The sequence below is a fragment of the Nocardioides sp. B-3 genome, assembly GCF_024703895.1.
Classification (GTDB): Bacteria; Actinomycetota; Actinomycetes; order Propionibacteriales; family Nocardioidaceae; genus Nocardioides.
Map to the genome: position 1 here is coordinate 3,273,941 of NZ_CP087968.1, position 20,906 is coordinate 3,294,846.

Sequence of the window (20,906 nt, forward strand, 5' to 3'; positions counted from 1 at the left end):
CGTGGCGGTGGCCGTCGTGGACGTAGTCGACGTGGTCGCCGTGCTCGACGGCCGGGTGACCGCAGTCGTCACCGTGCACGTGCGCGTGCCCGTTCTCGATGGCTCGGTGGTCCCGCTCGTCGTCGGGTACGGCGGGGAAGGGGGCCCGGACCCGGCGTCGGTGCCGTAGCCACACACCGATCGGCCGGTGGAGGCGAACATGGCCAGCGCCAGCAGCACGATCGCGGGTCCCGGAGCGACGGTGATGCCGACCGGGAAGGACGCGGCGACGAGCAGGCCACCGACCGCGGCCGGGCCGCCGACACCCATCGCGCCTGCCAGCGTCGACCGGAACAGAGCCGGCCAGCTGCTGGGAGGTGGCGACCGGCACGACCATCAGGGCCGAGACCGGGGAGGAGGCCGACCGTGCGCATCGCGACGGTCACCGTGACGGCCGCGAGCACGGCGACGAGCAGGTTGTAGCTGCGCACCCGGAGCCCGGCGACCTTGGCGAACTCGGGGTCGGAAGCGACGGCGAACAGCTGCGGCAGGAGCCCGAGCGTGATCGCCACGATGCAGACCCCGAGCCCGATGGTGAACCAGACGTCGGCGTCCGAGAGGCTGGTGATCGACCCGAAGAGGTAGGCGTGCAGCTTGTTGGCGCCCTGCCCGGCGAGTCCGGTGATGAGCACCCCGCCCGCGAGCCCGCCGTAGAAGAGCAGGGCGAGCGCGACGTCGCCGTTGGTGTGGCCCAGCTCGCGGATGGCCTCGATCGCCACGGCGCCGAGGATCGCGACGAGGACGGCGGTCCAGACGGGGGAGGTGCCGGTCAGCAACCCGATCGCGACGCCTGTGACGGCAACGTGCCCGATGCCGTCGCCGAGCAGCGCCAGGGCGGCGCTGCACCGAGAAGGTGCCGATGGCCGGGGCGGCGAGACCGGTGAAGAGGGCCGCGAGCAGCGCACGCTGCATGAAGTCGTGCCCGAGGAGGTCGAGAGGATTCATCGTCCGCCCTCCGGGGGAGTCGAAGGGGGAACCCACGTGGGGGACGTGGTCGTGACGTCCCGGGCTCGGGTGGTGGTGACCGTGCACTGCTTCCTCCGACAGCGGAGGACCGTCATAGGCGATGCGTCCGTCGCGCATCACGACTGCCCGGTCGACCGGGGGTGCCAGCGGGCCGAGCTCGTGGGCGACGAGCACCACGGTGGCGCCGCGCTCCGAGAGTGTGCGCAGGGCTGCCGCGAGGGCCTGCTGGTTCGGCAGGTCCACTCCAGCGGTGGGCTCGTCGAGGAAGAAGAGCTCCGGCTCCCCGGCCGGGGCGCGCGATCAGGACCCGCTGCTGCTGCCCACCCGACAGGGTCGAGACACCGTCGTGCGCGCGGTGGGACAGCCCGACGACCTCCGGGGCGTCGTCGATGGCGATCCTGTCGGCCCGGGTGGGCAGGCGCAGCAGCCGACGCCCGGTCAGGCGGCCCGAGGCGACGACCTCGCGCACGCTGGCCGGCACCCCGCCGGCGGCCGTCGCCCGCTGCGGGACGAAGCCGATGCGTCGGCGGTCACGGAAGTCCTCGAGCGGGGTGCCGAAGAGGTGCACCGACCCCAGGGTCAGCGGACGCAATCCGGTCAGGGCGCGGACCAGCGTGGACTTGCCCGACCCGTTGGCGCCCATCAGTGCGACGAACTCGCCCTCGCGCACCGTCAGGTCGTTGCCGCGCAGCACGGGACGACCGCCGATGGCGACCGTCACCGCCCGCGCCTCCACGACCGGTGCGCCGAGGGCGTTCAGCATCCGTTGGCCGCCTGCAGTGCTGTCAGGTTCTGCTCCATGAGAGCAACGTAGTCGCTGCTCGCGGCGTCGTCGGACGGTCCCTCGATGGGATCGAGGACGGCGGTCGTGACGCCGGTGTCGGCGGCGAGCGACTCTGCCATCGCGGGGGAGGCCGGGCGCTCGGAGAAGACGGTGGTGATGCCCTCTTCCTCGATCAGCTCCTGCAGGTGCGCCAGCACTGCGGGCGTCGGCTCGGCGTCGGGGGAGAGACCCGCGATGCCCTCGAAGTGCATGCCGTAGCGCTCGAGGTAGCCGAACGCGTCGTGACTGACGACGACGTGGTCGCGCTCGCACGACGCCGGGCCTTCGGCGTACGCCGCATCGAGCCCTTCCGGGTCCGCGCGCACGTCAGCAGCGTTGGCCGCGTAGGTCTCGGCGCCGGAGGGGTCGGACTCCGCCAGCGCGTCGGCCACCGCGTCGGCCGGGTCGGCCATCAACAGCGGGTCGTGCCAGAAGTGCGGGTCGAAGTCGCCGTGCTCCTCGTGCTCCTCCGCGGTCTCGCCCTCGTGCCCCTCCTCCTCATGTCCCTCGTCCTCGTGGCCTTCCTCGGCTGGGTTCAGCTCGATCGCCTCGGCCGCGTCGAGGAGCGTCGCGGAGCCGACGTTCTCCACGGCCTCGTCGACGGCCGGCTGGAAGCCGTGCTCGAAGACGACGATGTCGGCCTCGTCGAGCTCGACGGTCTGCGAGATCCCGAGCTCGAGGTCGTGCGGCTCGCCGCCGGGCTGGGTGAGGTTCGTGACCTGCCAGCCGTCACCGGCCACCTGCTCGGTGACCCGGGCGAGCGGGTAGAACGCGGCGACGGCGGAACGACCGGACTCACCGGACCCGGTGGCGTCAGGTGTCACCGCCGCAGGCGGTGAGGAGCAGGGAGGCGGCACCGATGGCGACCGGGGCACGAGAGCGAGTGAACATGAGAATGATTCTCGACCAGTTGAGAATCATTGTCAAAACGGTCCCGGCCGCTACCCTGCGAGCGTGCTCGTCGTCTCCCGCTTCCGTGTCCCTGCAGTCGATGCTGAGGCGTTCCGCCGCGACATGGACGCCGCGCACGCGGCGCTCGCTGCGCGGCCCGGCTACGAGCGGGGCAACGTGGGTCGCAATGTCGACGACCCCGAGCTGTGGGTGCTCTCCACGCTGTGGGAGCACGTCGGTGCCTATCGGCGCGCGTGTCGGCGTACGACGTGAAGCTGCACGCCGTACCCCTCCTGAGTCGGGCGCTCGACGAGCCCAGCGCCTATGAAGTCGTGGAGCCGGGCACCGACCTGAATATCGCCTCGCCCCGCGCACTAGGCTGAGCGCTCGCTCATCTCCTGACTGGCAGCCAGCCAGCTCGCCAAAGATTCAACGCAGAAGGATTCACTGTGGCCAAGCCTGCTCCCACCGCCCTCGACAACGTCGTCTCCCTCGCGAAGCGCCGAGGCTTCGTCTACCCGTGCGGTGAGATCTACGGCGGCACCAAGTCGGCCCTGGGACTACGGCCCGCTCGGGGTGGAGCTCAAGGAGAACATCAAGCGCCAGTGGTGGAAGTTCATGGTCACCCGGCGTGAGGACGTCGTCGGCCTCGACTCCAGCGTGATCCTGCCGACGAAGACGTGGGAGGCCTCCGGCCACCTCAAGACGTTCAGCGACCCGCTCACCGAGTGCCAGTCCTGCCACAAGCGGTTCCACGAGGACCACCTGCAGGAGGACTACGCGACGAAGAAGGGGATCGAGAACCCCGACGACGTGAACATCAACGAGTCCGTCGCCTGCCCCAACTGCGGCACCCGTGGCGCGTGGACCGAGCCGCGCAACTTCAACATGATGCTCAAGACCTACCTCGGCGTCATCGAGGACGAGTCGGGCCTGCACTACCTGCGTCCCGAGACCGCCCGGGGCATCTTCCTCAACTTCGCCAACGTCGTGACCACGAGCCGGAGCAAGCCGCCGTTCGGCATCGCCCAGATGGGCAAGAGCTTCCGCAACGAGATCACGCCCGGCAACTTCATCTTCCGCACCCGCGAGTTCGAGCAGATGGAGATGGAGTTCTTCGTCAAGCCCGGCGAGGACGAGGAGTGGCACCAGCACTGGATCGACCAGCGCACACAGTGGTACGTCGACACGGGCATCAACCCCGACAACATCCGTCACTTCGAGCACCCCGCCGAGAAGCTGTCGCACTACTCCAAGCGCACCGTCGACATCGAATACCGCTTCGGGGTTCTCCGGGCGCGACTTCGAGGAGCTCGAGGGCATCGCCAACCGCACGGACTTCGACCTCAAGCAGCACAGCGAGTTCTCCGGCAAGGACCTGTCCTACTACGACCGGGCCAATGACGAGCGCTACGTCCCCTACGTCATCGAGCCTGCGGCCGGGCTGACGCGCAGCCTGATGGCGTTCCTGATCGACGCCTACACCGAGGACGAGGCCCCCAACACCAAGGGCGGCGTCGACAAGCGCGTCGTGCTCAAGCTCGACCCGCGCCTCGCGCCGGTCAAGGTCGCCGTCCTGCCGCTCAGCCGCAACGCCGACCTGTCGCCGAAGGCGAAGGCGCTGGCCGCCGAGCTGCGGCAGAACTGGAACGTCGAGTTCGACGACTCCGGTGCCATCGGCCGCCGCTACCGCCGTCAGGACGAGATCGGCACCCCGTTCTGCGTGACCGTCGACTTCGAGAGCATCGACGACAACGCGGTCACCGTCCGCGAGCGCGACACCATGGGCCGGAGCGGGTGAGCCTCGACGGCATCAGCCGCTACTTCGCGGAGAAGCTGCTCGGCTGCTGAGCCGTGCCGCTGGTTGAGCAGCGAGCGCCAGCGAGCGTGTCGAAACCAAGGCACACTGCCCTCATGCTGCGTTCCTTCCTCGTCTCCCTCCTCCCGGTCTGCGCGCTGTCCGCGTGCGCCTCGGGCTCGTCGGAGCCAGAAGCCGTCGTCACCCCGACCCCGTCGAGCACGCCGACCGCGGAGCCGACGCCGACGGTGCTCGCCTTCGGTGCCGCCGAGACGGTGGCATGGTCGCCCACGATCGCGCTCTCCGGCGAGCTGTCGATCGCCGTCGAGAAGGTCCGGGCCGGCGACTTCGCCGACTTCGAGGGCCTCGACGGGTCCGGGATCACCGAGGACAACCAGCCGTTCTACGTCGACGTCGTGATCGCCAACGAGGGTGAGGCCGACTTCGGCGGGCTCGACGTCCCGCTCTACCTCCGGGACTCCAACGGCACCCTCAGCCCGCCGTGGCGATTCGCGACGCCGTTCAAGCCCTGTGACTCGGGCCCGTTCCCGGCGTCGTTCGGCACGGGGGACGAGCTGGATGCCTGCCTCGTCTTCTTCGGATCACCCGACGGGACCTTCGAGTCCGTCACGTTCCAGCCGTCGCTCGAGGCGGCGCCGATCACCCGGACGGGCGAGGTCGCCGTACACGCTGACAAGCCGGCGAAGAAGCAGGGACGAGGCAAGAAGAAGCGCCGTTAGGTCCACTCGATGTCGGCATGGATGGCAGCGTGGTCCGAGGCTCCGAGTCGACGTCTCGCGTGAGGGTGTCGTACACCTCCCACGCGTCGGGTGTGCGTGATCCTCGGTGCACGCCCCTGCGGAACACGCCGCCCCCCCACGGCCCCGGCGAACAGGGCGGGGGAGAGCAGGACGTAGTCGATCTTGGCCGTCTCGCCGCCGCTGCGCCACGTCCCCAGACGACCGTTCCACTCGAAGGCCGGATGACCGCTGATGTCGGTCAAGGAGGTGTCCTCGAGCAGCGCGCCGAGTGAGCCGCCCCCGGGCCAGTCGTTGAGGTCGCCCACGACCGCGACGTGATCGATGCCCTCGGCGAGCAGGTCTTCGTAGATCTCGGCCACCCGTGCGGCCTGTCGTGCCCGCCGTACCGCACCGATCGGGTCGCCCGGAGTGCCGTAGCCCTTGGACTTGAAGTGGTTGACGAGGACGACGAGGCGCTGCTCCTCGGGCCCGACGAGGTGGAACTCGGCGCAGTCGCGCGAGAAGATCCGGCCCGCCGCGTCCTCGTCGTAGATGTGGGTGCGGATGAAGCTGACTTCGAACCCGCCCCGGCACATGAGGCCGACGTCGATCCCGCGGGCATCGTTCCCGTCGATCAGCAGGCTCTGGTCGTACGGCGACCAGTCGACCTCGGCGAGGGCTGACTCCGAGAACAGCTCGAGCAACGGCCGCGACTCCACTTCCAGCACCCCCAGCACGTCGGCCCCGACGTCGCGCACCACCATCGCCGTGTGTTGCGTCGCCAGCTCGGTGACCTGCTCGGTCACGAGCTCGACCCAGCCCACCCAGTCGGCCCGGCCACGAGCGACCGGGCTGGTCTCGCCGTTGCGGTGTCGGGTCAATAGCTTGCCCCGGATCCTGCGCAGCACCGCGAACCTGCTGGAGTCCGACCGCAGCAGTCCCAGCACCTCGAGCAGGTGCAGCAGCTCGTCGCGTGTGCCCGTGTCGTAGACGTCGAGCTGCGCGAGCTCGTTGAACCGCGCGAAGGCCGCGAGCACCGGCGCGCCCTCGGCCCAGTCGTCGGCGTTCATCACCCGGGGCCGGTCGAACATGTTCTCCACGTTGAACGACGCGATGCGGGTCCGGGACATGCCTTCACCAAACCAGAGCGGCTTGGTTTTGGGGAGACCTGCGTCGGGCCGTGACAATGGCATCATGTCCTTGCCCGCCTCGCTGACCCTCGGGTCCCTCACCATCGACACCCCGGTCGTGCTCGCGCCGATGGCGGGCATCACCAATGCGGCGTACAGGCGACTGTGTGCCGAGCAGGGCGCCGGCCTCTACGTCTGCGAGATGATCACCTCGCGTGGCCTCGTCGAGGGTGACGAGACGACGAGGAAGATGCTCGTCTTCGACGAGCTCGAGTCCGTCCGGAGCGTCCAGCTGTACGGCACCGACCCGGTCTACGTCGGCAAGGCGGTCGAGATCCTGTGTGCTGACTACGGCGTCGCGCACGTCGATCTCAACTTCGGCTGCCCGGTGCCCAAGGTGACGCGCAAGGGCGGCGGGGAGCGCTGCCGTGGAAGCGCGGTCTGCTGGCGGACATCCTCACGGCGGCGGTCGGCGCCGCTGCGGCGTACGACGTGCCGGTCACGATGAAGACGCGCAAGGGTCTCGACGACGACCACCTGACCTATCTTGACGCCGGCCGGATCGCCCAGGGAGACCGGTGCCGCGGCGATCGCGCTGCACGGGCGCACGGTCGAGCAGGCCTACTCCGGCAGTGCCGACTGGGACGCGATCGCTCGACTGGTCGAGGCGGTCGACATCCCCGTCCCGGGCAACGGTGACATCTGGGAGGCGGCCGACGCCCTCCCGCATGGTCGAGGAGACCGGGGTCGCCGGCGTCGTGGTCGGGCGCGGCTGCCCGGGGCGGCCGTGGCTCTTCCACGACCCGGCCGCCGCGTTCAACGGCGACGCCGTCTCGATCCTTCCGAGCCTCGGCGAGGTCGCGCACATGATGCGGCGGCACGCCGAGCTGTTGAGTGAGCACATGGGGGAGGAGCGTGGCTGCAAGGAGTTCCGCAAGCACGTCACGTGGTACCTCAAGGGCTTCCCTGCCGGCGGCGACCTGCGACGGTTGCTGGCGCTGGTCGACAGCCTCGCGACCCTCGACGTCCTGCTCGCCGAGCTGGACCACGACGCACCCTTCCCGACCAACGAGCTCGGCACTCCGAGGGGGCGCCGGGGGCGCTCCGCGCAAGCGCGTCGTGCTGCCCGAAGGATGGCTCGACGACACCGACGGACGCGACATCCACGTCCGCGAAGATGCCAACGAGGTCACGGGCGGATAACGGTCCGGTGACGAGCGGGTGACGGGAAACACCCCGAGACACTCGGCCCAGAATTGGGACAGGGGCGAAATCGTGTGTTTGACTCGTCAATCGTGTTCGGCGCTCGCCTTCCCCGCTTGAGTGCCTGACGCCAAATCCCCCGTACACGACAGCTAGGAACAACGCTGTGGCTCAACATCGCCACAAGCGGGAAACCAAAGCCCGCCGCCCCAAGGCCATCCAGTCGCAGGCCCCATCGCCATCATGGCGACGGTGTCCGCCGTCAGCCTCGGTGTCCTGACCGCGACCCCTCAGGCCGACGAGTTCCTCGCCGCGTCGAGCGGCTCCAGCGCCAGCGCGCTGTCGAGCACCGTCACCCGCGACGACATCGTCTCCCGCTCCGAGTCCCGCGTGCTGGCCGCCAAGGTCGCCAAGCGTGAGGCGAAGCGCGAGGTGAGGGCGACGCGCAAGGCGATCAAGCGCGCCGACCTCAAGATGTGGACCACCGCCGAGCTCAACCTGTGGTCCGGACCCGAGAAGGACGCCGACAAGATCGGTGTCCTCGAGGGCGTCGAGAAGGTGCTCCTCACGGGTCGCAAGGACAAGGGTCGCGTCGAGGTCGTCGTCAACGGCCGGTCGCGCTGGGTCAGCCCGGGCTACTTCGCCAAGAAGAAGCCCGAGACCGGCCCTTTGCTGGGCGGCACCTGCTCCAACGGCTCCACGATCGATGCCGGCCGGGCGACGCTCTACGACATCCACGACGTGGTCTGCGCCAACTGGCCCCAGATCACCTCCTACGGCACTGGCGCAACGACGGCGAGCACGGCGAGGGCCGGGCGATCGACATCATGATCACCGGCGAGACCGGCTGGGAGGTGGCCGAGTTCCTCCGCGCCAACTACTCCGCCCTCGGCATCAGAATACATCATCTTCTCCCAGAAGATGTGGTCGGTGGAGCGCAGCGGCGAGGGCTGGCGCTACATGTCGGACCGCGGTTCGACGACCGCCAACCACTACGACCACGTTCACGTCACGGTCTACTGAAAGCCCGGGTCCGGACCCTTCACCGCGCTGAACCACAGCTGTTGGCCGGGGCGGGCCCGGGCGGCGAGCCCGATGTCGGCGCCGATCACGACCGCGATCACCGGATAGCCGCCGGTGACGGGGTGGTCGGCGAGGAAGAGCGTCGGCTGGCCCGAGGGCGGCACCTGCAGGGCCCCGCAGACCATGCCCTCGCTGGGCAGCTCCTCGGTGCGGGACCGCGCCAGCGGCGTACCGCCCAACCGCATGCCGATGCGGTTGCTCTCGGCCGTCACCTCGTAGGGCTCGCGGAGCAGCGAGCGTCGTGCGTCGTCCGTGAACCAGTCGTCGCGGGGGCCGAGCACGACTCGCAGCCGCAGGTCGCCGGCTTCGGGCTGGCGCACGGGTGCCAGGTCGACGGTCAGTGGCTGAGGCGGCTCGTGGCCGATGTCCGGGCGATCGCCCGGCGACAGCGGTGCGGGCCCGACTGCCGAGAGGGTGTCGGTCGACCGTGAGCCGATGACGCGGGGCACCTCGATGCCGCCACGCACGGCGAGATAGCTGCGCAGCCCGGACGAGGGAAGGCCGAGGCGGAGCACGTCACCGTCCGGCATCCAGAACACGGAGTACGGCGCCACCTCACGCCCACCCACGCTCATCGGGCACGGCGCGCCCGTGAGCGCGACCCGAGCGCCTCCGTGCGCGCGGACTCGGAGACCACCGAACGTCACCTCCAGCGTCGCGGCGGACTCGGCATTGCCCACGAGCCGGTTGGCGAGACGCATCGCGTCTGCGTCCGCGGCCCCGGATCGTCCGACTCCCAACGCAGCGAGGCCGGGGCGACCGAAGTCCTGCACCGTGGTCAGCGGCCCCGCGTCGAGCACCTCGATGCTGTTCATGAGGCCTCCACGAAGCGAACCCGGGCGCCGGGCAGCATCAAGGCGGGCGGGTCGCGGTCGATGTCCCACGGGCGGATCGACGTGTGCCCGATCAGCTGCCAGCCGCCCGGCGACTCCCGTGGATAGACGCTGGCGAACTCACCGGCGAGCGCCACCGCTCCGGCCGGCACCCGGGTGCGTGGCGTGCTGCGACGGGGGACGCGGAGTCGCTCGTCGCCGCCCACGAGGTAGCCGAAGCCGGGAGCGAAGCCACAGAACGCGACCGTCCACTCCCGGCCGGTGTGGGCATCGATGACGCCGCGTTCACCCAGACCGGTGAGGCGACCGACCTCGGAGAGGTCCTCACCGTCGTAGTGCACCGGGATCTCCACCGGGCCCGCATCGGGTCGAGCCCCCGGCCGGGGCTCCGTGCGGCGTACGCAGCGGGCGACCCGGCCGACGTCGGTCACGCCCGCATCGATGCGCAGCAGCAGCGTCCGCGCTGCCGGCACCGAGTCGACCACGCCGTCGGGGGATCGTCGACCAGTGCCGTGTAGAGCGCCAGCACCTCGTCCGGGTCGGCCAGCTCCACCAGCAGTGCGGAGTCCGCGCAGGGCAACAGCCTCACGGCTGGGCCACGTCGACGAAGGGAGTGATCTGCACACCGACCTCCTCGAGACCGCGTCGGACGGCGGACGCCATCTGCACGGCACCCGGGCTGTCGCCGTGCACGCAGACGGAGCCAGCCTGCACCGCGATCACCGTGCCGTCCACCGCCTCGATCTCGCCCCTCGTCGCCAGCCGCACGCAGCGTGCGGCGACGACCTCGGGATCGTGCAGGACGGCATTGGGCTCGCGGCGCGAGACCGTGGTGCCCTCGGGTGTGTACGCGCGATCCGCGAATGCCTCGGCGACGACGGTCAGGCCGGCCTCCTCGGCGAGTCGCAGCCACACCGAGCCGGGCAGGCCGAGCACGGCAAGGCCGGGGTCATATCGCCGTACGGCGTCGACGACCGCGGCAGCCCGGGGCCTCGTGGTGCACGATCGTGTTGTAGAGCGCGCCGTGCGGCTTGACGTAGCTGACCCCGGTCCCGGTGACGCGGGCGAACGCCTCGAGCGCGCCGATCTGGTAGAGCACGTCGTTCGTCAGGTCATGCGGATCCATGTCGATGAACCTGCGTCCGAAGCCCGCCCGGTCGCGGTAGCCCACCTGCGCCCCGATCACGACGCCACGCTCGGCGGCCGCTTCGCACGTACGGCGAAGCACGGTCGGATCGCCGGCATGGAAGCCACACGCGATGTTGGCGCTGGTGACGAGGTCGAGCAGCGCGTCGTCGTCGCCGAGGGTCCACTGGCCGAAGCCCTCGCCCGGGTCGGAGTTGAGGTCGATGCCCATCGCAGTCAGCCCCACAGAGCGCTGATGCCGCCGAGCGACTTCCAGCCGAGGTAGACGGTGAGCATCCACACCGGGATGCCGATCACCAGCAGGTACTTCGGATAGGCATAGCCCTTGAGCAGGTCGCCGGAGCGACGGGCCGCTGCCCACAGGATGATGGCGAGGCCGACCGGGAGGATGAGCCCGTTGAGGGCACCGGCGAGCACCAGCAGGGTGACCGGTGCCTTGCCGAGCGCCGGGGAAGGCCACGGCGCAGACGGCGATGAAGCCGACCACCAGCAGGTTGCGCTGCTCGCGCAGCCGGCCCATGAAGCCGGCCATGAACGAGACCGAGGTGTAGGACGCGCCGATGACCGAGGTGATGCTGGCGGCCCACAGGATGACGCCGAAGATGCGGACGCCGACGTCGCCGAGCGCGTGCTGGAAGGCCGAGGCGGGCGGGTTGTCCGCAGCCAGTACAGGCGCCGCCGGCCACCACGCCGAGGACGGCGAGGAAGAGCAGGGCGCGCATGACGCCAGTGACGATGATCCCGGTGACGGAGCCGCGAGTGATCATCGAGATGTGCTCAGGTGCCGGTGATGCCGGAGTCGACCGGGCGGTGGGCGCCCGCGTAGGTGATGTAGCCGCCGACGGTGCCGCCGATCAGGGTGGTGATGATCAGGAAGCTCACCTCGTCCGGCAGGACGCTCTGGCGCAGGGCCTCGCCGACGGGCGGGTCGGACACGATCGCGACGTAGAGCACCATCGAGATCATCAGCACGCCGAGCACGACGACGATCCGGTCCATCGCGACCCCGGCTCGCTTGCTCAGGAAGATGGCCACGGCGATGGCCGCCGAGATCGCGGCGCCGAGCTTCACGTCCATGCCGAACATCGCGTTCATGCCCAGCGCGGTGCCGCCGATGTTGCCGATGTTGAAGACCGCGCCGCCCAGCACGACGAGGACCGCGAGGAGGTAGCCCGAGCCGGGGAGCACCTTGTTGGCCGGGTCCCGGGCGTGCATCCCCGAGACTCCGATGACGCGCCACACGTTCAGCTGCACCGCGATGTCGACCCGGGATCGACACCACGATCGCGAAGGCGAAGGCCGCCCCGAGCTGGGCGGTGAAGACGGTGGTCTGGGTGATGAAGCCCGGCCCGATCGCGCTGGTCGCCATCAGGAACATTGCGCCCGGGAGAGCGCCGCGCCCGGCAGCGCCGGCTGACCGCGTGGGTTGGGTGGCTGTTGCCTCGTTGTCCATGTCGTTGGCCTTTGCTGACGGGGGATCCGGCGATGAGACCGGCGTCACATCAGAATGAGGGATTGTTGAACAATCTGTCAATCCCCTCATCGGCATACACTGAGCAGGTGACCACCGGGAACGGATGGATCGAGGCGCTCGGCCGGGAGCGCCGGGCGCTCTGGCCGGGCCAGCACCGCCGAGCGCGTGGCGGACGTGCTGCGCACGCACATCACCGAGGGTCTGCTGCTTCCGGGGACGCGGCTCTCCGAGGAGGAGATCGGTGCCGCGCTGGGTGTCTCGCGCAACACCCTGCGCGAGGCCTTCCGGCTGCTCACCCACGAGCGTCTCCTCGTCCATGAGTTCAACCGGGGCGTGTTCGTGCGGCAGCTTGCCGTCGATGACGTCCGCGACCTCTACACCTTCCGGAGGATCGTGGAGTGCGGCGCGATCGCGCAGGCGCGCCAGCGCCGAGATCGTGGGGGAGCGGCCCCGGGGTCTGCCCGGATGGTCGCCGTCCGCCAAGCCGTGGAAGAGGGAGACGCGGCGGCGCGCGACGGACGCTGGGCCGAGGTCGGCACCGCCAACATGCGGTTCCACCAGGGCTGTTGCCGCTCTCGCGGAGAGCCCGCGGATCGACGAATCGATGCGCCTGGTGCTGGCCGAGCTGCGTCTGGTCTTCCACGTCATGGCCGCTCCACAGACGTTCCACGAGCCCTATCTCGCGGACAACCACAAGATCCTCGAGCTGCTCGAGGAGGGTGACCTCGACGGCGCCGAGGACGCGCTGGCCACCTATCTCGACATGGCGGAGGCCCAGCTGGCCGACGCCTACGCCGTCGGCGCGCGGCTAGTGTCGCGTCTCGATGAACATCGAGGAGTTGTACGGCGACGCCGACCGTGAGCGCTCGGTCGCCGAGCCCCCCGAAACGGGTGGACGCGCCGGTGCGCACCGCGTTCCGAGCGCGACCGCGCCCGGGTGGTGCACGCGGCAGCGTCGCGACGGCTCGCGGCCAAGACCCGGTGGTTGGTCCGCAGTCCGACGACTTCGTCCGCAACCGGCTCACCCACAGCCTCGAGGTGGCGCAGGTCGCCCGCGACCCGGCCCGTGCCCCGGGCTGCCACCCGGACGTCACCGAGACGGCCGCACTCGCCCACGACTCGGGCCATCCGCCGTTCGGCCACAACGGCGAGCGCGCTGGCCGGCCTGAGCCGGGGAGTGCGGTGGCTTCGAGGGCAACGCCCAGACGCTGCGGTTGCTGACCCGGCTGGAGGCCAAGACGTTCGGCCCCCATGGCTCCGTCGGGCTCAACCTCACGCGCGCCACCCTCGACGCCTGCACGAAGTACCCGTGGACCCGCGCCCTCGCCTCCGACCCCGGGGGAGTGCACGCCGACGGCACCCCGCGGTTCGTGGTCAAGTTCGGCGTCTACGACGACGACCTCGAGGTCTTCGACTGGCTGCGGCAGGGGATCAAGGGCACCCGCAAGTGCCTTGAGGCGCAGGTGATGGACCTCGCCGACGACGTCGCCTACTCCGTGCACGACGTCGAGGACGGCATCGTGGCCGACCGGCTCGACCTGACCCGGCTCGACCTCGACGCGCTCTGGGAGACGGTGCGCGCGTGGTACCTCCCCGACAGTGACGACGCCGAGCTTCTCGCTGCCCCGGAGGCGATGCGCGCCCGGGAGAGCTGGCCGCGTTCGCCGTACGACGGAAGCAGGCGCTCGCTCGCCGCGATCAAGAACCTCACCAGCGATCTGGTCGGCCGCTTCTGCGGCAGTGTCCAGTCGGCGACCTTCGCGGCGTCAGACGGACCGTTCGTCAGGCACCGGGCCGACCTCGTGGTGCCGCGCGACACGGAGATCGAGATCGGGATCCTCAAGGGCATCGCGGCGCACTACGTCATGCAGGCCCGGGACCGGGTGGACCTGATGGAGCGCCAGCGTCAGCTGATGTCCGAGCTCTTCGAGGCGCTCTGGAAGCTCGGCCCGGACGGACTCGACCCGTCCTTCGTCGACGACTGGCAGGTCGCCGGGGACGACGACGCCCGACGCCGCGTGATCGTCGACCGGGTCGCGTCCTACACGGACGCGCGGGCCATCAACCGGCACACGGAGCTCACGACCGGCTGACCACGCTCAGGGCAGGTTGCCCTGCGGGTAGGGGTTGTCCTGCAGGGCAACGTTGTCGGGGTTCAGCTGGTCCTCCAGGGTGCCCGGTGCCGTCGTGGTGACCGGACGGCCTGACCTTGTCGGCAACCGTGCCCGCCGCGGACGTGACCCTGTCCTTGACCGCCGGTGCCTGTGCCTTGGCGGTGTCCGCTGCCCGGTGGGCGGCGTCCCGGACGTGCGGGTCGGACTTCACCTTGCCCGCGAGGTTGGCGATCTGGTCATAGCGGCCGCGGCCGGCGCGGGCGCCGAGGACGTAGCCGATCCCGCCGGCGGTGAGCAGCAACAACTTCTTCATGGGTGGTCTCCCGTTCTGTGAGGTTCGATCGATGGGGTTCAGTGGGTACGGCGAGCGCGCCAGACCACGAGGACGGCCAGCACGGCGAGCAGCGACCCCGCGGCGGCGACCACCTCTGGCCGGGGCGTCCCGTCCGCGGTCGTGGACCGGTCCTTGAGGTCCGCGACCTTGTCGTGCGTGCGGGACTTCACGTCGAGCTTGGCCGTGAGCTGGTCGACGGTGTGGGCGAGCTGCTCACGCTGGCTCTCGATGTCGGCCTCGATCTGGGCCGGGGTCCCGGGGGTCAGTCATGGTGGTTCCCTCTCACGGTGGCGAGGTCCCCCGGAGGCCGCCGAGGGCGAGCTCGGGCTTCGGTGGTCCGGCGGACGTCACCTTCTTCCTGCCGACGAGGCCGGCGATGGCGGCGGCCACCAGCAGCTCGAGGGCCACGATGAGCGCCGCCAGCCACGCCTCGACGACGTTGCTCAGGCCCGGGATGGCCGTCGTGATCAGCGTCGCGAGCGCGAAGAAGGCCAACACTCCGGCCGCACTGAACATGCCGAGGCCCGGGCCCGCGGCCTTGACCTTCTCCGTCATCTCGGCCTGCGCGAGGCGCATCTCGGAGCGGATCAGGTCGGGCACCTGCGTGGTGAGCTGATGGACCAGCGCCCCGAGGGTCTGGTCGTCCCCCGGTGTCGTGGGTCATGCGATCCACAGTGCCAAAGTTCGCGCGGGGAATCGAACGTCCTCCGCCCCTACGGGTGGGGGTGGTCGCCCGTAGACTCCGCGACGTGGCAGGCAGGATCCGTGAGGACGACATCGCTGAGGTGCGGGAGAAGGCGCGCATCGACGACGTCGTGTCCGGCTACGTCACCCTCCGCAAGGCGGGCGGTGGCTCGCTGAAGGGGCTGTGCCCCTTCCACGACGAGAAGTCCCCGTCCTTCCACGTGACGCCCTCGCGCGGGTTCTTCCACTGTCTTGCGGGTGAGACCCGCGTCCTGACGAGCGAAGGTGTTCGCGAGATCCGCGACCCGGCCGGGGGAGTGCACCGCGTCGTTGGCGCCAGCTCGCAATGGGTCGATGCGCCGTTCAAGTCGTACGGCGAACAGCGACTCCACAAGATCACGCTGACGCGCAACCAGCAGGTCAAGGAGCTCTTCGCCACCGACGGCCACCGGTGGTTCATCCGCTCGGGCAAGGGGCTCAAGAACTCCAAGGAACTGCTGACCTCGGACCTGAAGGCCGGCGACACGCTGGTGTCGATGTATCCCGAGCCCGAGCAAACCGCCACTGTCGCTGACTGGGTCGTCCGGTCGGTCGAGCCGACGGACCGGGTCGAGGAAGTCTTCTGCGCCGAGGTGCCGGACGGCCACGCCTTCACGCTTGAGGACAACATCCTCACGGGCAACTGCTTCGGGTGCCGGGAGGGCGGCGACGTCATCGCCTTCCTGATGAAGATCGACGGCCTCACCTTCGGCGAGACGGTCGAACGCCTTGCGGACAAGTACGGCGTCCAGCTGCGCCGCGAGGACGGCGACGGTCCGTCCGAGCGGCCGAGAGGTCCTGCCCGCGGGCGGCTGATCGAGGCCAACAAGATCGCGCAGGAGTTCTACGCCGGCCAGCTCGAGACGGTCGACGCCGTAGCGGCGCGCGACTTCCTGACCCAGCGCGGGTTCGACCACGAGGCGGCCTCCACGTTCGGGCTCGGCTTCGCGCCGCGAGACGGCGAGGCGCTGACGAAGCACCTGCGGGCCCGCGGGCTCACCGACGAGGAATCCATCGCCGCCGGTCTGGTGGCGATGGGCCGATCGGCGTACGACCGCTTCAGGGGACGCCTGCTGTGGCCGATCCGCGACGCCAGCGGCGACACCATCGGCTTCGGCGCTCGGCGCATCTTCGACGATGACAAGATCGAGGCGAAGTACCTCAACACCTCCGAGACCACGATCTACAAGAAGAGCCGGGTGCTCTACGGCATCGACTCGGCCCGCCGCGACATGGCGCGCTCGTCGCAGGCCGTGGTGGTCGAGGGCTACACCGACGTGATGGCCTGTCATCTCGCCGGCGTCCCCACGGCGGTCGCGACCTGCGGCACCGCCTTCGGCGACGACCACGCGCGCGTGCTGCGTCGGTTCCTGCACGACCACGAGGAGTTCCGCGGCGAGGTCATCTTCACGTTCGACGGCGACGCCGCCGGGCAGGCGGCAGCGCTCAAGGCCTTCAACGGCGACCAGAACTTCGTCTCCCAGACCTACGTCGCCATCGAACCGGACGGTCTCGATCCATGCGACCTGCAGGATCCAGAAGGGCGACGCGGCGGTGCGCGAGCTGGTCGCCAAGCGGCAGCCGCTCTACCGCTTCGTGCTCACCAACGTCGCGTCCAAGTACGACCTCGACCGTGCCGACGGCCGGATCGACGCGCTCCGCGAGGCCGCCGGACTGGTGTCGAGCATCCGCGACAAGTCCAAGGTCGACGCCTTCGCCCGCGAGATCGCCGGGATGCTCGGCGTCGACGTCGACGACGCCGAGTCCGAGGTCCGCCGTGCCGCCGCGCGGGCGTCCCGACCGCCGACCGAGCGCACTGATCGTCGCGCCCCTCGAGGAGACACGCCCGCCGAGGCGCCCGCCGGCCCGCCCCGGCCGCAGGTCCCCAGCCTGCGCGACCCGCGCTTCGCCATCGAACGCGAGACGCTCAAGATCGTGATCCAGCACCCCGCCTCCGTCGGCCGCGTCATCAACGGTGTCGGGCCCGACGACTTCAGCCACCCGACCTACCGCGGCGTCTGGGAGGCCGTGGCCGCCGCGGGTGGCCCGGCGGCCGGGACCGAGGACCGGGGCTGGAGCACGAAGGTGCGCTCGTCAGTCGCCGATCCTGCGGTGTCCTCGGCCATCAGTGAGCTCGGTGTCGAGCCGGTCCTGACCCCGGAGGCCCCGACAGCGACGTACGTCGCCATGCACGTCTATCGCCTCCGGGAGCTCACCACCCTGCGCCGGATCGCGGAGCTGAAGTCGCGACTGCAGCGCACCAACCCGGTCGAGCACGCCGCGGCGTACAACAAGATGTTCGGTGAGCTGGTGGCGCTGGAGCAGTACCGTCGCAACCTGCGCGACCAGCAGGTGAAGACCTCGTGAGATCGCTTCGCAAGGCCCCGCCGACGATCGCGGTGGCCAAGGGGGAGCGCGTGCTGGCCTCGTGCGAGAGCGTCGACGGCATCGTCCTCGCCGGCACGCGCGACGCGTTCTACGTCGGCTCCGCACCGGCCCAGCGGGTCCCCCGGGAGCGGGTCGAGGCCGCCGACTGGGACCGCGACGAGGCAGTCTTCCGACTCTCGCTGGTCGGTGAGTGGGGCGCGGAGAAGGTCACCCACTCATTCGGCCTCACCGAGCCCGGGCGATTCCTCGAGCTCGTCCGCGAGCGCGTCATGGCCAGCATCGTGCTGCAGCGGCACATGCCGTTGGCGGGTCGTCGTGGAGTGCGAGTGATCGGGCGCAGGCCGCCGCGCGGCAGCGGTGGGATCACGTGGTTCTTCGAGTACGACGAGGGCGTGGACCCCCGAGATCCGGCCGTGCGCGAGGCCTCGACCCGGGCGCTGGCCGCTGCCCGGGCCGATGTCGGTCTCTAGATCGGCTACTGATTTCTCAACACCGGATAGGGCTTGCTAAGGTTTCACACCGTTGCACAAGCGATCCCCTGTAGCTCAACTGGCAGAGCATTCGGCTGTTAACCGGAGGGTTATTGGTTCGAGTCCAATCGGGGAGCACCAGAGAACGGCCCGTGACCTGCGGAAACGCAGATCGCGGGCCGTTTGCCTTCTCCGGTGCATCGGCTATGCATCGTTCAGCGCGCTCGACTCGCCAGGAACGAAGCTCGGAGGGCGGGACCAGATCGAGGTCCCGTCAGCAGGTGTAGGTGCGCGTTGCCCGGGCATCGGAACGTCCCCGCCCCTTCGGTTCTAAGGCGAACGCGGGCACGACGGCTCTCCCGGGCTCCACCTTCCTCCCTGCGGCAGGGATTGACCCCAAACGCTGGACGGGTGTCCGTGGCCGGTCGCGTCAGCGCCCACCCGGCCGCTCGTGGCTTGGAAGTCCTCGGCATCGACCTGTCCTCGGGCATGGTCGACGTCGCCCGACGTACCTACCCGCACCTTCGTTTCGAAGTCGGCACCCCTGGAGGAGCTGCCAGTGCCGCCGGCCAGCCCTGGGTGGCCTGTTGGCTTGGTACTCCCTCATCCATACTGCGCCGGCTGGATTGCCAGCTATTGGCGCGAACTTTGCCCAGGCGCTCAGACCCGGTGCTTGGCTCCCGGCAGCCTTCCAGTCCGGCGACGGCCAGCGGGTCCAACGCACCACCGCATACGGGCACGCGGTGACTATGGCGAACTTCCGACACGATCCTGACCACGTTGTCGACGTTCTTGAAGCTCTTGGCTTCGACATCCATGCTCGGCTGTACCGCGCAGCCGAAGGAGCCGAGAAGACGCCGCAATCCATATTGCTCGTCCGCAGGTGACAGAAGTGAATCGCCCCGGGTTTCGTGGAGCTCTGATGTGCCCCCGGGCGATTCAGCCCTTGGATTGTTCTGGGCGTGATCCTTGTCGTTCGTTGTATATGGGCAGCGTCTCGTCTCTCTTTGACACATTTGCGGCTCCTCCAGCGTCCAAACTGCGTAAAGGACGAAGTAGGAGTGAGATGACCAACGATCCAGCACGGCTGGGGCCAGACACGTTTGCGGACTTCGCCCGCGCTCGAACCCCCACCTGTTCCGCCTCGCGTGGCTGCTCTGTGGGCACCACGCCGAAGCGGAGGACTTGGTGCAAGAGACCCTGACCAAGGTCTATGTGCGGGTGAGCAAGCGTTTCAGCGCGCCGCTGGACCACCCGGCGGCGTACGCACAGACCGTGCTGACGCACACCTTCATCAGCGCCCGCCGTCGTCGAAGCAGCTCGGAGGTGCCGTACGAGGATCTGCCGGAGGACGGCGTCGACGACCACGCTGCGACCAGCGACATCAAGATCGCGCTCCATGACGGGTTGGCGGGGCTCAAGCCGCTGGATCGTGCGGTCGTGGTCCTGCGCTATCTGGACGATCTGTCGGTCGACCGGGTCGCCCAGATGCTCGATCTCACCCCCGGAGCAGTCCGCAGTCGGAGCACGCGCGCATTGTCGCGTCTGCGAGAAGGAGTCATTCGATGAACCAAATGGATCTGAAGGACGCCATCGACGGAGTCCAGCACCGGTTGCGACCGGAGGTCGGCCGCATCGTCGACACGTCGATCGCCAACGGGGCCAGACAGGTCCGTCGCCGGCGCCGCGCGACGGCGCTGGCAGCGCTGGCCGCGGTCACGGCTGTGGGTGTGGGCGGGGGCTGGTGGTTGCAACAGCCGGCTCCTGTGGAGCACCTGACGGCGAGCGACGCGGCGCCATTCGCGGCTGGGTCGAACGATCCGGCACCAGTGGGTGAGCGTCAACGGGCGGGAGTCGACGAGATTCGAGATGGTCTGCTGGCGATGCTGTCCGACGGTGAGGTCACCGAGGTCGTGGTTCGAGAGGACCCGGTCGACACCAATTGGGCCGGGAACCAGCGAGGTGTCGAGGTGACCCTCCGCCTCGACGGGACACCGGTGCGGCTGAGTCTCATTGACTTCGACCGCGACTCGGACAAGGTCAAGGCCAAGTGGTCGCAAGATCCGGGACCGAAGCCGGAGGACTGCCGGGTCACCGCGAACCCGGGGATGGCGACGGCCAGCACTGCGGCGGAGCGCGAGTGCGCGATGTGGAACGAGAACAACCGGCTGCGTGAATGTGCCTTGGCGTCATCGTGCGCCGACTTGGATCAATTCGTGGCCTACTCCCCGAAGAAGGAGGTCTGCAACTACGCCGCCCACTACCCGTGCCGAGAACTGCCCGACGGTTCGTGGCTGGCGGCAGGCACCGGTGGAGACGACCCGGACAGCGACTCGCCCTTCACCATGGCCACCCGTGCCACCGGCGACGGATGGTACGTCTACGCCTCATCTGAGAACCATCCAGCTGCGGTGCTCACCGTGGATGACGTCACCGCGATCGTGACCAGCGACGCCCGGTTCGAGTAGCCGTGCGGCACGTCCCTGCGACGGTGTCGCGAGGATCGCCTCGTATGGAAGTACTCATGTCCGCCGCCAGCGACTCCACGTGCGTGACAGGGCCGCTGAGGACTCTCCCGGCCCAGCATTCGCCTGCGAACTACCACCGCCAATGACCGTCGGGCGCGGCCGCCGGCGCTCGCCCGCTCGGGTGTGTTCGTCCCGAATGCCGATCGGTCTACGGGGTACCAGCGCGCTGACTCTCGCGGTTGCTCCTTCGGTCGTTTGGGGTTCGCCGAACGGGATCTCCACG

At 69.5% G+C, this 20,906-nt stretch carries 25 protein-coding genes and 4 pseudogenes; 16 read left to right on the forward strand and 13 right to left on the reverse strand.

Annotation, left to right across the window (positions count from 1 at the left end):
• Positions 1-68 precede the first annotated feature (68 nt).
• From LP418_RS21775 to LP418_RS21785, 3 genes are all read right to left on the reverse strand, one after another.
• Positions 69-944, reverse strand: coding sequence for a metal ABC transporter permease (locus LP418_RS21775; RefSeq protein ID WP_336275786.1), 876 nt, complete (start codon positions 942-944; stop codon positions 69-71).
• Between the two features lie 152 nt (positions 945-1,096).
• Positions 1,097-1,768 (reverse strand): metal ABC transporter ATP-binding protein, encoded by a 672-nt coding sequence (locus tag LP418_RS21780; protein WP_257953649.1) that lies wholly within the window; start codon positions 1,766-1,768, stop codon positions 1,097-1,099.
• Positions 1,762-2,652: a metal ABC transporter substrate-binding protein gene (locus tag LP418_RS21785; protein ID WP_257953650.1), complete on the reverse strand. Its 891-nt coding sequence runs from the start codon at positions 2,650-2,652 to the stop codon at positions 1,762-1,764. The genes LP418_RS21780 and LP418_RS21785 overlap by 7 nt, the downstream gene beginning before the upstream one ends.
• A 130-nt stretch (positions 2,653-2,782) precedes the next feature.
• On the opposite strand from LP418_RS21785, the gene LP418_RS21790 reads away from it, so the two are divergent.
• The 3 genes and pseudogenes from LP418_RS21790 to LP418_RS21800 all read left to right on the forward strand — a co-directional run bounded on the left by LP418_RS21790 (position 2,783) and on the right by LP418_RS21800 (position 5,257).
• Positions 2,783-2,992 carry an antibiotic biosynthesis monooxygenase gene (locus tag LP418_RS21790; protein ID WP_257953651.1) on the forward strand — a complete coding sequence of 70 codons (210 nt, stop codon included), beginning with the start codon at positions 2,783-2,785 and terminating at the stop codon, positions 2,990-2,992.
• A 176-nt stretch (positions 2,993-3,168) separates the two neighbouring features.
• A pseudogene (locus LP418_RS21795) lies at positions 3,169-4,570 on the forward strand (glycine--tRNA ligase).
• A gap of 63 nt (positions 4,571-4,633) precedes the next feature.
• Positions 4,634-5,257, forward strand: coding sequence for a hypothetical protein (locus LP418_RS21800; RefSeq protein WP_257953652.1), 624 nt, complete (start codon positions 4,634-4,636; stop codon positions 5,255-5,257).
• On the opposite strand, the gene LP418_RS21805 is transcribed toward LP418_RS21800, so the two are convergent.
• On the reverse strand, positions 5,254-6,387 hold the full coding sequence (locus tag LP418_RS21805; RefSeq protein ID WP_257953653.1) for an endonuclease/exonuclease/phosphatase family protein: 1,134 nt from the start codon (positions 6,385-6,387) through the stop codon (positions 5,254-5,256). The genes LP418_RS21800 and LP418_RS21805 overlap by 4 nt on opposite strands.
• Before the next feature lie 64 nt (positions 6,388-6,451).
• Between LP418_RS21805 and dusB the strand changes: the two are divergent.
• Positions 6,452-7,590, forward strand: a pseudogene (gene dusB, locus LP418_RS21810) (tRNA dihydrouridine synthase DusB).
• A gap of 252 nt (positions 7,591-7,842) precedes the next feature.
• Positions 7,843-8,421: a hypothetical protein gene (locus LP418_RS21815; protein WP_257953654.1), complete on the forward strand. Its 579-nt coding sequence runs from the start codon at positions 7,843-7,845 to the stop codon at positions 8,419-8,421.
• A gap of 185 nt (positions 8,422-8,606) precedes the next feature.
• Here LP418_RS21815 and LP418_RS21820 read toward each other — a convergent pair whose 3' ends face one another.
• From LP418_RS21820 to LP418_RS21840, 5 genes and pseudogenes are all read right to left on the reverse strand, one after another.
• Positions 8,607-9,488: a biotin-dependent carboxyltransferase family protein gene (locus LP418_RS21820; protein WP_257953655.1), complete on the reverse strand. Its 882-nt coding sequence runs from the start codon at positions 9,486-9,488 to the stop codon at positions 8,607-8,609.
• A complete protein-coding gene (locus tag LP418_RS21825; protein WP_257953656.1) occupies positions 9,485-9,991 on the reverse strand; it encodes a 5-oxoprolinase subunit B family protein in 507 nt (168 codons plus the stop codon). Before LP418_RS21825 ends, LP418_RS21820 begins: the two co-directional genes overlap by 4 nt.
• A complete protein-coding gene (locus LP418_RS21830; protein ID WP_257953657.1) occupies positions 9,934-10,095 on the reverse strand; it encodes a hypothetical protein in 162 nt (53 codons plus the stop codon). The genes LP418_RS21825 and LP418_RS21830 overlap by 58 nt, the downstream gene beginning before the upstream one ends.
• Positions 10,092-10,863, reverse strand: a pseudogene (locus LP418_RS21835) (LamB/YcsF family protein). Before LP418_RS21835 ends, LP418_RS21830 begins: the two are co-directional and overlap by 4 nt.
• Positions 10,864-10,868: 5 nt before the next feature.
• On the reverse strand, positions 10,869-11,069 hold the full coding sequence (locus LP418_RS21840; protein ID WP_257953658.1) for a hypothetical protein: 201 nt from the start codon (positions 11,067-11,069) through the stop codon (positions 10,869-10,871).
• 143 nt (positions 11,070-11,212) lie between these two features.
• On the opposite strand from LP418_RS21840, the gene LP418_RS21845 reads away from it, so the two are divergent.
• Positions 11,213-11,443, forward strand: coding sequence for a hypothetical protein (locus LP418_RS21845; protein WP_257953659.1), 231 nt, complete (start codon positions 11,213-11,215; stop codon positions 11,441-11,443).
• On the opposite strand, the gene LP418_RS21850 is transcribed toward LP418_RS21845, so the two are convergent.
• Positions 11,430-11,894: a divalent metal cation transporter gene (locus LP418_RS21850; RefSeq protein WP_257953660.1), complete on the reverse strand. Its 465-nt coding sequence runs from the start codon at positions 11,892-11,894 to the stop codon at positions 11,430-11,432. The two genes, LP418_RS21845 and LP418_RS21850, sit on opposite strands and share 14 nt — an antisense overlap.
• On the opposite strand from LP418_RS21850, the gene LP418_RS21855 reads away from it, so the two are divergent.
• The 5 genes from LP418_RS21855 (at position 11,881) to LP418_RS21875 (ending at position 14,219) form a co-directional block, all read left to right on the forward strand.
• Positions 11,881-12,069, forward strand: coding sequence for a hypothetical protein (locus tag LP418_RS21855; protein ID WP_257953661.1), 189 nt, complete (start codon positions 11,881-11,883; stop codon positions 12,067-12,069). The genes LP418_RS21850 and LP418_RS21855 overlap by 14 nt on opposite strands.
• 231 nt (positions 12,070-12,300) lie before the next feature.
• Positions 12,301-12,849 carry a GntR family transcriptional regulator gene (locus tag LP418_RS21860; RefSeq protein ID WP_257953662.1) on the forward strand — a complete coding sequence of 183 codons (549 nt, stop codon included), beginning with the start codon at positions 12,301-12,303 and terminating at the stop codon, positions 12,847-12,849.
• Positions 12,731-12,988, forward strand: a complete 258-nt coding sequence (locus LP418_RS21865) for a hypothetical protein (protein WP_336275787.1) — start codon at positions 12,731-12,733, stop codon at positions 12,986-12,988. The genes LP418_RS21860 and LP418_RS21865 overlap by 119 nt, the downstream gene beginning before the upstream one ends.
• Before the next feature lie 41 nt (positions 12,989-13,029).
• Positions 13,030-13,347, forward strand: coding sequence for an HD domain-containing protein (locus LP418_RS21870; RefSeq protein WP_257953664.1), 318 nt, complete (start codon positions 13,030-13,032; stop codon positions 13,345-13,347).
• Positions 13,341-14,219, forward strand: a complete 879-nt coding sequence (locus LP418_RS21875) for a hypothetical protein (protein WP_257953665.1) — start codon at positions 13,341-13,343, stop codon at positions 14,217-14,219. The genes LP418_RS21870 and LP418_RS21875 overlap by 7 nt, the downstream gene beginning before the upstream one ends.
• Here the strand turns inward: LP418_RS21875 and LP418_RS21880 are convergent.
• From LP418_RS21880 to LP418_RS21890, 3 genes are read right to left on the reverse strand one after another with little or no spacing between them, the layout of a single operon-like run.
• Complete coding sequence (locus LP418_RS21880) at positions 14,206-14,553, reverse strand: hypothetical protein (protein WP_257953666.1); 348 nt, start codon at positions 14,551-14,553, stop codon at positions 14,206-14,208. The two genes, LP418_RS21875 and LP418_RS21880, sit on opposite strands and share 14 nt — an antisense overlap.
• A gap of 38 nt (positions 14,554-14,591) precedes the next feature.
• Positions 14,592-14,840, reverse strand: coding sequence for a DUF3618 domain-containing protein (locus LP418_RS21885; protein WP_257957140.1), 249 nt, complete (start codon positions 14,838-14,840; stop codon positions 14,592-14,594).
• Positions 14,841-14,856: 16 nt separating this feature from the next.
• A complete protein-coding gene (locus LP418_RS21890; protein WP_257953667.1) occupies positions 14,857-15,174 on the reverse strand; it encodes a phage holin family protein in 318 nt (105 codons plus the stop codon).
• A gap of 149 nt (positions 15,175-15,323) precedes the next feature.
• Between LP418_RS21890 and LP418_RS21895 the strand changes: the two are divergent.
• The 5 genes and pseudogenes from LP418_RS21895 to LP418_RS21915 all read left to right on the forward strand — a co-directional run.
• Positions 15,324-16,763: pseudogene (locus LP418_RS21895) on the forward strand (CHC2 zinc finger domain-containing protein); the annotation flags it as partial.
• A 130-nt stretch (positions 16,764-16,893) separates the two neighbouring features.
• Entirely contained in the window at positions 16,894-17,664 is a 771-nt protein-coding gene (locus LP418_RS21900) for a hypothetical protein (RefSeq protein WP_257953668.1), read from the forward strand.
• A complete protein-coding gene (locus LP418_RS21905) occupies positions 17,661-18,155 on the forward strand; it encodes a hypothetical protein (RefSeq protein WP_257953669.1) in 495 nt (164 codons plus the stop codon). The genes LP418_RS21900 and LP418_RS21905 overlap by 4 nt, the downstream gene beginning before the upstream one ends.
• Before the next feature lie 1,188 nt (positions 18,156-19,343).
• Complete coding sequence (locus LP418_RS21910; RefSeq protein WP_257953670.1) at positions 19,344-19,724, forward strand: sigma-70 family RNA polymerase sigma factor; 381 nt, start codon at positions 19,344-19,346, stop codon at positions 19,722-19,724.
• Positions 19,721-20,623, forward strand: a complete 903-nt coding sequence (locus LP418_RS21915) for a hypothetical protein (protein ID WP_257953671.1) — start codon at positions 19,721-19,723, stop codon at positions 20,621-20,623. Before LP418_RS21910 ends, LP418_RS21915 begins: the two co-directional genes overlap by 4 nt.
• The last annotated feature ends 283 nt before the right edge of the window (positions 20,624-20,906 follow it).

Bases quoted from the DNA above. Each gene is read 5' to 3' on its own strand.
- LP418_RS21805 (WP_257953653.1), bottom strand. From the start codon at position 6,387: ATGTCCCGGACCCGCATCGCGTCGTTCAACGTGGAGAACATGTTCGAC.
- LP418_RS21855 (WP_257953661.1), top strand. From the start codon at position 11,881: ATGACGCGCCACACGTTCAGCTGCACCGCGATGTCGACCCGGGATCGA.
- LP418_RS21880 (WP_257953666.1), bottom strand. From the start codon at position 14,553: ATGAAGAAGTTGTTGCTGCTCACCGCCGGCGGGATCGGCTACGTCCTC.
- LP418_RS21780 (WP_257953649.1), bottom strand. From the start codon at position 1,768: ATGCTGAACGCCCTCGGCGCACCGGTCGTGGAGGCGCGGGCGGTGACG.
- LP418_RS21845 (WP_257953659.1), top strand. From the start codon at position 11,213: ATGACCGAGGTGATGCTGGCGGCCCACAGGATGACGCCGAAGATGCGG.
- LP418_RS21800 (WP_257953652.1), top strand. From the start codon at position 4,634: ATGCTGCGTTCCTTCCTCGTCTCCCTCCTCCCGGTCTGCGCGCTGTCC.
- LP418_RS21865 (WP_336275787.1), top strand. From the start codon at position 12,731: ATGCGCCTGGTGCTGGCCGAGCTGCGTCTGGTCTTCCACGTCATGGCC.
- LP418_RS21915 (WP_257953671.1), top strand. From the start codon at position 19,721: ATGAACCAAATGGATCTGAAGGACGCCATCGACGGAGTCCAGCACCGG.
- LP418_RS21820 (WP_257953655.1), bottom strand. From the start codon at position 9,488: ATGAACAGCATCGAGGTGCTCGACGCGGGGCCGCTGACCACGGTGCAG.